The 12,122-nt window shown below is 39.8% G+C and carries 6 protein-coding genes; 1 reads left to right on the forward strand and 5 read right to left on the reverse strand.

Translation table 11 applies throughout. From position 1 onward, the window contains the following. Positions 1–15 precede the first annotated feature (15 nt). Both IJE10_07450 and IJE10_07455 read right to left on the reverse strand, forming a co-directional pair. Positions 16–5,001: a hypothetical protein gene (locus IJE10_07450; protein ID MBQ2967934.1), complete on the reverse strand. Its 4,986-nt coding sequence runs from the start codon at positions 4,999–5,001 to the stop codon at positions 16–18. Positions 5,002–5,020: 19 nt separating this feature from the next. Further along, positions 5,021–6,085 carry an exo-alpha-sialidase gene (locus IJE10_07455; GenBank protein ID MBQ2967935.1) on the reverse strand — a complete coding sequence of 355 codons (1,065 nt, stop codon included), beginning with the start codon at positions 6,083–6,085 and terminating at the stop codon, positions 5,021–5,023. 229 nt (positions 6,086–6,314) lie between these two features. On the opposite strand from IJE10_07455, the gene IJE10_07460 reads away from it, so the two are divergent. Then, positions 6,315–7,097: an AraC family transcriptional regulator gene (locus tag IJE10_07460; protein ID MBQ2967936.1), complete on the forward strand. Its 783-nt coding sequence runs from the start codon at positions 6,315–6,317 to the stop codon at positions 7,095–7,097. A gap of 13 nt (positions 7,098–7,110) precedes the next feature. Here IJE10_07460 and IJE10_07465 read toward each other — a convergent pair whose 3' ends face one another. The 3 genes from IJE10_07465 to IJE10_07475 all read right to left on the reverse strand — a co-directional run bounded on the left by IJE10_07465 (position 7,111) and on the right by IJE10_07475 (position 12,079). Beyond that, positions 7,111–7,899, reverse strand: a complete 789-nt coding sequence (locus IJE10_07465) for an alpha/beta hydrolase (GenBank protein MBQ2967937.1) — start codon at positions 7,897–7,899, stop codon at positions 7,111–7,113. 86 nt (positions 7,900–7,985) lie between these two features. Beyond that, a complete protein-coding gene (locus tag IJE10_07470; GenBank protein ID MBQ2967938.1) occupies positions 7,986–10,046 on the reverse strand; it encodes a hypothetical protein in 2,061 nt (686 codons plus the stop codon). A gap of 1,415 nt (positions 10,047–11,461) precedes the next feature. Then, positions 11,462–12,079 carry a sigma-70 family RNA polymerase sigma factor gene (locus IJE10_07475; protein MBQ2967939.1) on the reverse strand — a complete coding sequence of 206 codons (618 nt, stop codon included), beginning with the start codon at positions 12,077–12,079 and terminating at the stop codon, positions 11,462–11,464. Positions 12,080–12,122: the final 43 nt, after the last annotated feature.

Genomic DNA, 12,122 nt, shown 5'->3' on the forward strand with positions numbered 1-12,122 from the left:
CTTTCTATCTGCTTTTCAGTTACATTCTACCGCTTCAAACAGTGGTTTTAATGAAGAGCCTTTGTTTACATCGCATTCCCATACAAACATCCTCTGATTTTCTTCAAGTATATATTTTTTACTGTTATTTACACTCACAATAACTTTATCGGCTTCTATATCTTTCATTATACCATTCTTATATGTTGCAATCAATACAAAGCAACAACAAGCTCCGTCATTTGTAAGTGTATATGTGTTGCCATTACGTATCAGCTGCAACCCTTTTTTACCGCTTGCGTTGGAAATATAAAGGTTTTCCCATTCATATGTCTTTAGTGCGCTGTTTGTTGTATTAACCAATCCCTGTTGTTCACCTACATACACACCGTTTACATATTCAGCCGTATTTGTACTGATTGAAATGCCGTCCACCGAAAAATCCAGACGGTCATCTTTATCTGAATTTATCGCACTGTTGACAATAGGTACATTGTCAAACAGCACATACCCCGACTCAACTACATCGGCTGTTGACGCATTATCCTTCACCTCAAGGTAACCGCTTAAATAACAACCGACTAACGCGTCATTTGCTGTAACATCTATCGGGATACTGCCTAAATCTTCATTGAGAATACAGTATTTGCTTTTACCTGCTGTAAGAGGCGAGGTCACTCTGCCCATAGCATAAAGTACGGAAAGAGATATCGGCTCAAAACTGTATTTATCGCCTGTTTCAAGCTCGATTGCCTGTGGTGCAATTGTGTATTCTTTGTCAAGCGTTCTGCTTTCAGTCAGATATTCGGTTTCCACATTAAATACAATTTTCTTGTTTCTATCAGAAACAGGGATGAAAAATTCGTACGGAAATTTGTCATCCACAACGGTTGAAATTTCATCTTCTCCCTCAAAATGCCATTTAAGTGTTGCTTTCACAATTCCGTTTTCACCATCACCACCGCCAACGGAAGCAATACCTTTATCATTTGTAAACGGATACTGCTCAACAGACCGACCTCCCACAAAGATATACCCCATGTAGCTGCTTGGTTCGAGGGAAAGAGCGTACGCCTTTACATCATAGCCTTTATCGGTGTCATAGCTGAAGCTGTAATTTCCGCTTGCATTTACGGTATAGCTTTGTGTGTATGTGTTTCCCTCATACATAAGACCTAAAGCGGTATTTTCTAAATTTGTTTGTGCCGTTTCATCGAATTTAATTTTTGCATATTCCGGAATATGAATGCCCGTACCACTTACTGCAACTGTTGCAATTCCTTTTTGGGAAATTGTAAGGGTAAGTTTGTTTTCGGCAACAATTGCCTCTGTTGTGTTTCCTGCTTTATCGTACACAGTCGCACTTGCACCCTCTTTGATACCAAGGTCGGTATTAAAAGTTACGGTTACCGTTTCGTCACTATCTCCTGCATTGGTCAGCACGAATGCTGCTCTACCCTCGCTTCTGCCTGCAATCCAATCAATCTGCTTGGAAGAAACTTCTATCGTTCCTTCTTTTAGCCATGGCCACATTTGGTTTTCATCGTAAATTACGCCGGGTGCATGCCCGTATATCCTGTTGTTGAACCACGCATATCCTTGTGCTCTGGTGGTTGGAAAATCAACTTTTCCGTCGGATTTTACATACGCATTGGAAAAGAGATAATCATGAATTGCAGATAAGAACACAGGGATATGATGAAAATACAGACTTGTGGAGTCGAATGCTTCTGTAGGATAATTTTCAATTCCCGGAAGCATTGTATAATTTGAATAATAGTAACCGGGATAATTTGCAAATCTTCCTACCAATGAGGCGCGCGCCAAATCCATCATAAGTGTATCATCTGAAAGATACCCGAGTCTTAAGACATCTCCCGCCCATGTAGACAGGAAAATATTTCTTCCCTCTCTGCATGTAGAAAAGCGCTCTAATCCAAGTCCTGTTCTTGCAGTTACCCATGCAGGATATGCATCTTTTACATTTCTTACATTCAGATAACCTTCTTCGTAACCCACAACATTGTATTCTGTATAGTCAGCACCATTTTCAAAAACGTTAGTACCTGTAGGCTCCATACATGCACCTCTGCGGTATCTTCTATCACCCATAGACCACGCAGATGTTCTGTCTCGTTTATCCTGTGCAACCAGTTGCTCTGTTTTTTCAACGCGCATTTCCTCTTTGCTCTCCGGCATATCGGTTATACGGAGTGTTGGCAAAAATCGCCTTGCACCTTCCACTGCACCCTTTAAATACTTTTCGTCTCCCATAAACGCATAGGCATCAAGCTGTGCCTGGAACTGCGGCGAGTATCCTGTACTCAAAAAAGCCTCCACATCAGGACCGCTTTCACTCGAAAGAAAAGCTCTTTTTTCTAAATATTCATCTGCGTTTTTCACAGAAAGCGGATAATCGGAAGAATTGTTTGCGTGCTCATACCAAAAATAGTCAGTGGTATTTTTTAAATTTAAGCCTGCTGATTCCACCTCAGTGTTCATAAATCTGCTTTTCGCAATTTCTCTGTATATTGGCATCTGTCCGCGACTTAAAAGATATGCCCCCTCAAAGGTTGCGTTACCCATCGTAGCCTGCGTATAGGAAAGTTCTTTGTTTATAGGACCTTCCGATTGATTTTCAATAGAAAAGCCATTATGCATGTGACTGCCTCTTGTGAGCATATATGCCATGGAAGGAAGAGTTCGTCGCATTAAAAGGTCTTCATCCTCCGTAAGCATATAGCCTTGCAAATATACGAGACCGTTTGCATTTGTTGCCCAGGCAGAATCTTCTATGTTATAGTGGGCAAGCATATCAGAATCCCACCCGCTTGCTTCATCATCTTTCAAAAGATTCAGTATATTAAATGCCGCATCGGTCATAGAGGAATAATAATTATCGCGGTAATCATATACACCTCTTAAATCTTTTGCAACATGGCTGTAAGCATCATACCAACCCTGATTTTCTCCTTCTGCGGACACAACAGACAACGGTCTGTAAGAAAAAGTATATGTATCTCCCGTCTTAAAAGCAGAATCTATACTTGACATTTTCGGTGCAAAAACAGCAGGTAATACACCGCCGCCTTTTCCGGTAATATTCATTACAAAATCTGCATTTTCATCGGTATAATCCAATGTAATCTGTTTATATGTGCCATCCTCCAGCAAATCTTCCTTCCATGTACTTTCAAAGGTGTATCCTGTTGCGTCGTGCGGCCATCTGCCGGCTTCATAAGGAGAACCTTCCACGGGTACTGTTAAATCAATAGAAGATTGATCAACCGCAACACCAACCGTAATTTCCTGACCGCTTTCATTCATTTTGTAGGTCATTTGTGTATGGTCTGTGGTCGAATTGGTTTCGGTAATTGTAACGCCAGGTTCAGGCATTCTTTTTTCCTGCCATCTGAACGGATTTAAAACATAGCCTACCTTTTGTTTATCAATTTCACGAACATCATTGAAAAATCCGAAGGATAGTTCGCCATCTTTTTTAGCCGTTGCTGTAACAGTTACTTTGGGCTCTAAATCGTTTTCATCTAAAGTCCACACAGCAACTAACGATGCATATGTGCCCTCCGCAGTCATACGAACTGTTTTTTCATCCACTTGCTCTAACGTTTTCGGAATCAGCCATTCGGGGATGCCTGAACGAAATACGTTTTGTGTCGCAGACGTATAAAGCTCACCGTCTTCATCAAAGAATTCTGTATAAAAATTTGCGTAATAATTAGAGCCCTGATAATTGATTGCGCGATTTGCATAAAGTGACATAAAACCAAGTCCGCTTTCGTACGGAACGGTTATTAAGCCTTGTGTTTCGATTTCTCGTTGTACCGCCGTGTTTCCGTTATTTAAAACACCTTTTCTGAATTGTATGGTTGTGTTCTCATTATGTAAAACAGCGGTATTTAAAATTTCGTCCATTTCACCCAAGTATTCTTTTGGGAACGGGACTTTTTCGCTGTATGGAATTTTCGGTAAAATACGGTTTGCCAATTCAATTTCGTGACTTGCCGCAGCATTGGTATCAAAATTTTCATTCTGTGTAAGAATGATTGCATCAAACCTCGCATAAGTGGCATCTGCAACCATTTCAAGTGTAAATGTACCATCATTTCCCACCGTAACCGTTTCCGCCGGATATGACATTTTCTCCCAGGCAAAAATCGGTGTGGACTTTGCGGAATCATCAACCTTGTTTTCAAACTCTGTACCTACAAGATGTGTGCCAAACCATTCTGCCTTTTCCGTTTCAGCATCATACCCTTTGTAGCAGAGCTTGTCATTAAAGCGAATGGCAAACTTACGCTTACCTGTGTTATAGTTATAATCCACAGAATGGACATACACATAATACTCGCCCGGCTCAATGCCTACGGCTTTTATAATTGCATTTCCATCATTCAGATTCCTTGAAACCAGTGCCTGATTTTTGTATGCACCAATTTTTAAGTCTTCGGTTGACCTGTTCCAACCTCCAAGCACAGAAAAATCCTCCGGCAAAATGCTATAAGTCGCTTCTCCACCCGACACAAATTTTATATCGGTCAATCTGTTTTTACCCGAACCTTTACCGATTATATTTACAAATTCATCTTTATCTGCGTAGAAAAAGGCACTTCCTGCCGGTACCCACTCTCCGCCGTTTCCTTCAGCAACTCTGATTTGCACCGTGCTTGTTTTACCATCTGCATTTATAATTTCAACGGTCGCACAGCAATCAATATCCTCTGTATATCCGCTGCTGTATTGCGGAACCCAGTAGTAAAGTGTTGTCCAGCCGCTTATATCTTCGGGAACCTTGAATTTCGCAGCACCCGAACCTGTCGGTGCCATAGTAATTCCGTCCTGTCTTTTTAACCCGGAAGTACCTGTCCAACCGGAAAATTCAACACAGGTTTCTTCTGTTGGCGTAACTATAATGCCGTCCGAATTCTGTGCAGAAACCGGCATTGTAAATACAGATACTATCATTACAACAGCAATCAGCCATGAGATTTTCCGTTTTTCCATCCGTTTTCCTCCTTATTGTTTAAGGCTTACTTACAATTTTTACTTCGATCGTTCTATCATTCATGATATCCTCTTCCGTAAAAGAACAAAAGAGAATTTCTTTTTCTTCCGTTCTGCCGTGGTCAAATACCAAATAAATTTTACCATCGTAAAAATCCACGTCCGGATAGGAAGAATTTTCTTCATAAATACATTTTTTGTATTTAAATGTCTTGCCGTCATCTTCGGAAAGATATACAGTCATAAGAATTCTCTTATCTTTACAATCGTTATTTACAAGTAAAATTCTCCCTGACGGTGTTCTTGCAATAAAAAATCTTGTATTGGGATTTTCTATATCTGTAAGCTTGGTTTCTGACCAGGTTTTGCCACCGTCTTCCGACACAGTTTCCGCAAGATAGCCGGTGGTGTTTCGTGCGAGCATATGTAAAGAACCGTCTTTTCGCTCATACACCATGGTTTCGTCACAAGGCGTTTCAATTTTCTTCGCCCCATAGTGTCTTTTAAAGGTTTCACCCTTGTCCTCTGAAATACTGTAACCGTAACAATCGGTAATTTGGTCATAATTGCAATTAAACCATCTGCCGTCAGACAAAACGGTTGTTTTGCAACGCAGAAAACCACTGTCAACATACCGAGGCGCGCTGAAAGTCGGCACTTCGGCATCCGGTTCATCACAAACAGTCAACCATTGTGCATGATGAAAATCCGCAAAAATATATCCGTCCACCCAATGATAGCACTGTTCATCAGACTTAACCGTGTTATTTTGCACCCAATACACAAAAAGCTTACCCTGGGGTGATACAAAAAGCTGAATATCAAGCGCATGTATACAAAGCTCTTTATTGCTTGGAATAATTAAAACAGGCTCCGACCAGGTTTTTCCGTTGTCATCACTGTAAATCAGCAAATTATAGTTTTCCATATGCGGTTCTCTTGTACCTCCGGCGTACCACCCCATAAAGATTCTGCCCTTTTGCGTAATCGCTATGGTAGGACAACCCTGAAATTGGCGGATAGCTTCGCTGTATTTTTCATCTTTGCAATGATAAAGCATTTCACACGCAATTCGTTTTGACATTTCGTTTTCTCCTCATCAATTATAATATCTCAATCTATTATTTTTAATATAGCATATTTCATGTAACAACACCATGACTTTTTGCACACTGTTTAACAGAATGATATAAATTCGGCAAAATATGGTCAATGTAATAGATAATTGACAAAACACAAAAAGCATGTTATTATAATTGCAACACTATATACCGGTTTTAAAATGACTTTTTGCCATATTTTAGGAGGTAAAAATGGAAACAAATGTAACAAACCAAATGCAATTTATGCCAAAATACTACGGCCATGAGAGCTGTCTGCCCGGTCATTCTTACGGCCCTGTGGTACGAATCGAGTATTTAATTCACTATGTAGTTTCCGGCTGCGGTATTTTCAAAACACACGGTAATGAATATACTGTAAATCCGGGAGAAATGTTTGTTGTAACACCCGGCGAAGAATATTACTACCGTGCAGACGAGAAAACACCCTGGTCCTATATCTGGATAGGCTTCTCTTCAAGCGAGCCTTTACCGTTTGATGATATAATTGATTGCTGTGAGGCGGGAAAAATATTTGAAGAGATTAAAAATTGTGAGCATCAGCAGGCACAAACTATTCCGTTTTTAACTGCCAGAATCTGGGATTTGTACGCGCTGTTATCCAATCAAAATAACTACGCCACAAAATACATTGATAAAGCTTTAGATATTATACACACATGCTATATGAATGAATTATCCGTAAGCATTATCGCGGACAAGCTCAATTTAAGCCGAAACCATCTTACACTGCTATTCAAAGAAAAAATGGGAATCACGCCCAAACAGTATTTAATTCATTTCAGAATGAAGACAGCTGCGGATTTGCTTACCGTCTACCAAAAATCCATTGCCGTTGTTGCTGCATCAGTCGGCTATCCTGATCCGTTTGTTTTTTCCCGTACATTCAAAAATCACTTTGGTGTTTCGCCTATGCAATATATTCAGAGGCTTGAAAAACCTACTCGCAGCTTCAATGAATTTAAGTTAACCTGATGACAAAGAGCATTTACAGCAATCCGTTAAGAATGAGCCATCTTTTCAGTAAATCTGTCCACTGTGCAATATGAGGTTCATCTGTTGCAACACCAAGGCCATGTCTGCCGTGCGGAAATACATGAAGTTCTGTTGGAATGCCATTTTTATGAAGAGCGGACGCATAACTCAAACTATTTTGCACCGAAACCGCCATATCGGTTAATGTATGCCATATAAAGGCTTTGGGTGTTTTTTCGTGCACATTAGTTTGGCAAGAAAGCTTGTCCCTTAACGGATTAGACAAGTCGGTATCGCCAATAAGATTTGAGCCGGAATAGATATGCCCAAAATCAACAAGAGCAATCACCGGATAGCACAAAATCTGAAAATCCGGAAGATAATTTTCAGCGTCTATATTATCTTTTTGTACATATAGTTCTTCAAATTCATCCTGTAAAGTGCAAACAGAAGCTGCTAAATGTCCGCCTGCTGAAGAACCCATAATACCGACTTTTTCACAATCAAGACATAATTTCTTTGCATTACTTCTTACAAATTGTACCGCACGACGTGCATCCATCAATGGTAACGGATAGCAATGCGGAGCAACTCTGTACTGACAGACAAACGCATCCATACCAAAACTGTTTAGAAGTTGTGCGTAACTCTTTCCCTCATGTTCCGCTCGTTTTACATATCCACCGCCGGGGAGTATCACAACTGTTGCATCTGTTTTTTTAATATGTGCCGGATAGTATTCAATAATCGGAATTTCCTCACATATTCCGGGAACAGTTTCCCATAAGTTTATTTGTTTCATTCTGATTTCAACCTTTCTTTAAAGCATATTACAAAAACTAACCTCAAAATTTCAAAGAACCTCTTAAAACAAGAGGTTCTTTTGATTTATTCTGCTGTAAAAGGAGCGGATAAAGGTTTCATTGTTGTACCATTATAAGGCGTATCTTCCCAAACATATATGGTTTCTCCTTTGTTTGGATTGGGAATATATACATTTCCGGGTGTTAATACAACCTGCTCCGTTTTAACCACACCGTCTGCTTTTTTCGTAATCACACGAATCAAAGCAACGCCGTCGGTACGGATAACAACGTCATCACCAACCTTCTCACATCGCACATCATTTGTGGTTGTGCTGTTCACCCAATAAAGATTATCGGTAGAATATGTGGTTGCTGCTGCCGTGGAATTTGTATATAACTTATCCGGATTGTGCACTGCTACACCATTTACATCTATAGTTGGCACCGCCTTATTACTTCCATACTTGCTTACATATTCCGGCAGCACCGCACCGCTTGGATTTGACCATCCACCTGCTACAGATACATGAGAAGGTGCTTCCGAATAAAAGTAAACCTTGTCACCTTCATACTCGTCTTTTGCAATCCATGTCATATATCCGGCAAGCTTTGCATTTTTAAAAGGTGCTGCGTCGGCTGAAGTTTCATTGTTGTAAAGGAACGGCTTAACATAGGATGCATCAATCATAATTCTTGCGCGTTCCGGATTGGTTGTTCTGTGAATTGCACTCAGTGCACCGCTTAAATGAATTGGTGCAAAGTTGTGAACAGTAACCGCTTCTTTCTTTATTTCCACCACATCATTCGGCATAATATATCTTTGACTTGGTCTGTATTCACGAACACCATTTACATAAACCTGATATGTGTCGGCTACTGTATCTGCAGCGATGTCAGTCCATTCATTCTCTTTAATTTCAACTAAGTACTGACCGATAAAATCGGAAACCGTTGCATATTTTGTAGGATGACCCACTATACTGTTTTGATTATAATCGTAAACTTCTGTTCCTGCCATACGGCTTCTTCTGTATAATGGTTTAACCGTAAATGCAGATTCGGAAGTCGTTTCACCCATTGAATCTTTTACGATAATATCGTACGATTCTACATTTTGATTTACAAAGTCAACAACAGACAAAGCTTTGACATTATCAGCTACTATCAAATCAGATATAACTCTGTTGCTGTCATCCAAAGTAACATTCGATGCACTACTTACAGGCACAAAAGCCAATGCGAGTACGCCACCCTGTTCGTAAGAACCGCTGTTTACAGTCGTATCCATAACAACAACAGGCTTTCCGGCTGTAAATGTAATAGTTGAATTATTGGCATTGGTAGCAGCAGACCAATAAATACCCCAACCGTCAAGTGCAGAACCACCTACATCTTTAAACTGATAATGTGTGCCGTTAATATCCACTCGTGCATCTTTTTCAGAGCTTTTGTGTCCGTATTTTAATCCGTACACCCTATACTCACCGCTGAAATTCGGCACAACTACCTGGTAAGGTCCTGCAATATTCTTATGCACACCGCTTTCCATAAAGTTGTACCATATGGTCCAGTCATTAAAGGTTAAGGTGTTCCACTTCTCACTGTCAGCCGCACCTATATACATGTTATCCTGTTGCAAAGACACAAATTTTGTATCAGCTGTAAACGGATTAACATCAAAGGAAAGTGTACTGCTATATCCTTCTCCGGTAAAAATCTGACAATTTGTTACTTCATACGGATCGCTGTATGCAAGAAATTTTGACATATCTATTTCTTCGTCCATGTCTATTTCCCGTTTTTCAATTTTTGTAGTTTCTGTCAATGCTGCCAAATCAATGGCAGCGTCGTATTTTTTTGCTACTACAATGGCATCTGCAATTTCTACCTTTGTTGCTTCTACTACAACATCCCCACTTCTGCTTGTTCTGATTCTGGATATTCTAAGGTTTTCAAATTCAAAAGATGTGGGTCCGTATTCCAATGCCCAGTTTGACTGTTTTTCATTTGAAGTCAGATTTTCAGAAACAGTATACACCCATGCAGCATCTTCAATTTTAACTGTTCCGTTCATATAAAGTCCGTTGTATACAGAATTTTCAGTCAAAATGGGTGCTGTGATATTCGCCGTATCCATTCCCATTTCAGTTGCTGCTGATTTTGGCAAAACAAAGCTGAAGTAATCACCGCTACCTCCCAAACTGCTTATTTGAACGTCTAATACTTCTTGCGGCATATTAATAAAACAGTTTGAAACTGTACGAGTATTTTCCGTAGCGCTTGCGCTCACAGTACAATTTCCAGCGAAACTAAACACCGCCATCATGCACAGCAGAATGCTTAACATTCGTTTGCATTTTTTCATGTAACTCAATTCCTCCTTTTTGATAATCGGAATTTGAAACCGATTGGTTAGATCGGTTTCACTTCAAAACAAACTATTTTGGTTAAGAACAGTCACAAGGCATCCTTTTTATTTCAGAGCAGGCTATCTCGTTTTTAGCAGATACCTTTTGTTTTTTCAGTTTTCTTCCGAAATTTGGACACCATGGATAATGCCCGGTTTAGCAATAACTCTGTTTAAAAAACGCTCAAGATTTTATTAGGCAGCACACCAAACCGCATAGCAACAGTCGGCACTTTGATACTTAAACAGTCTTACTGCTTTGTTACTTAACTAATATAACATACAAACAAGTCCATTTCCATGACATTTTGCACATATCTTTACTTTTAAAAAACACGGCTTATTTATCAAAAACACATTGGTTAGCACACATAAAAATGACTTTTTGCCCTATATTTCAAAAACGCGTTTGCTCAAAAATTCTACGAATACCCATAAGTTTCACGATTACTCAAAAATTTCACGAATACCCCATAAGTTTCACGATTACTGTTAAAATTTCACGATTTGTTTATAAAAAAATAACCGCTACCCGGAATTTTACGCTCGGATGGCGGTGTTTTTGTATGTAAAAATATAACAGAAAGCCTTAGAATGGCTTAAATAAAGGCAAAAACATCTCACAAAATTGTTGTCCTTATGTGAGTGTAGGGAGACTCTGCGTTTCGCTTTTCTTCGGGCGACCTCGTCGCCAGCGAAGAAATTTGCTCACTCGAGACACGACAGTCCAATCCGCTTCGCATCTTAGCTGTCTCAACGAACTGCCTTCGGCAGTTCTCCTCCCGATTTAATATCTGCACAAATAAAAAGGATACCATAAAGGTATCCTTTTTATTTGTGGATAAAGACCATAACTTTGATAGAAAGTTTCATCTTTAATCCGTATGGTTTCAAATTCCAAAACATGGTTTCATTTTTCAAAGTATGGTTTCATAGCAAGATACATAGTTTCAAAACAATGTTGTACACAAAAAATCATGTACATTACACCGGCTTCACATCTACAAAAAGGATGGTCTTTTTGCCGTTCGTGTCCGGTTCCCGGATATTCACCTTGATACGATGCTTTAAGTTCATAAGCATTCTCCTTTCTGCAAGTGAAATCTGTCCCTTGCAAAATTTCCGTCAAGGGAAACCACCCAAAACCGAAGTCATTTGAAAAAACTTTTTAAAACTTCATCATCTGCAAGCAGCTTCTGTATTTTCTTTGCAATCTGGCTCACCCGAACGTCCGAAATTCCAAGTTCTTCTGCCACATCTTTTTTCTTTTCTCCGCCTACCAACACAAGCCAATAGACGCTCTGTTCCTTGGGCGGAAGTTTGCCTATAATTTCACGCATACGCTCCACCGGCGAAGAAAAATGGGGACAAAAAAAGAGCAGTGATAAGGCAGACTTATCTGCATCATCACTGCTCTCTTGTAATTTCTCTAACGATTCAGTCCAATTTTTCGGAAACCTTTCATTTACAGCATCTTCTACATCTTTCGGATGCGGCGAATAACCGTATTGCTTTATAAACTCCTCTATGTACTGTTCTCGCCACTCCTCTCTCTTATTTTTCAACTCCGTATCCGTTCCCGGTTTGGATGCTTTTAAATTGTAATACACCTCCGAATCATCAAGAGCATGCAGCGCCTTAATATCCACTTCAGTAACACCCTCCTCACCGGGTCGTATTACAATGCTCGGAAGCCTTGTTCCGTCTGAATCATACACCTCATATGTGTATGTACTTCTTTTACTTCTTGGTGTCTTATGGAATTTCATAAAAAATATCCTTTCCTCTTGTTTAAATAAAAAAGCCTGTGCT

This window comes from Clostridia bacterium (genome assembly GCA_017410375.1).
In the GTDB taxonomy this organism is placed as follows: domain Bacteria; phylum Bacillota; class Clostridia; order RGIG6154; family RGIG6154; genus RGIG6154.

Bases quoted from the DNA above. Each gene is read 5' to 3' on its own strand.
- IJE10_07475 (MBQ2967939.1), bottom strand. From the start codon at position 12,079: ATGAAATTCCATAAGACACCAAGAAGTAAAAGAAGTACATACACATAT.
- IJE10_07460 (MBQ2967936.1), top strand. From the start codon at position 6,315: ATGGAAACAAATGTAACAAACCAAATGCAATTTATGCCAAAATACTAC.
- IJE10_07455 (MBQ2967935.1), bottom strand. From the start codon at position 6,085: ATGTCAAAACGAATTGCGTGTGAAATGCTTTATCATTGCAAAGATGAA.
- IJE10_07470 (MBQ2967938.1), bottom strand. From the start codon at position 10,046: ATGGGAATGGATACGGCGAATATCACAGCACCCATTTTGACTGAAAAT.
- IJE10_07450 (MBQ2967934.1), bottom strand. From the start codon at position 5,001: ATGGAAAAACGGAAAATCTCATGGCTGATTGCTGTTGTAATGATAGTA.
- IJE10_07465 (MBQ2967937.1), bottom strand. From the start codon at position 7,899: ATGAAACAAATAAACTTATGGGAAACTGTTCCCGGAATATGTGAGGAA.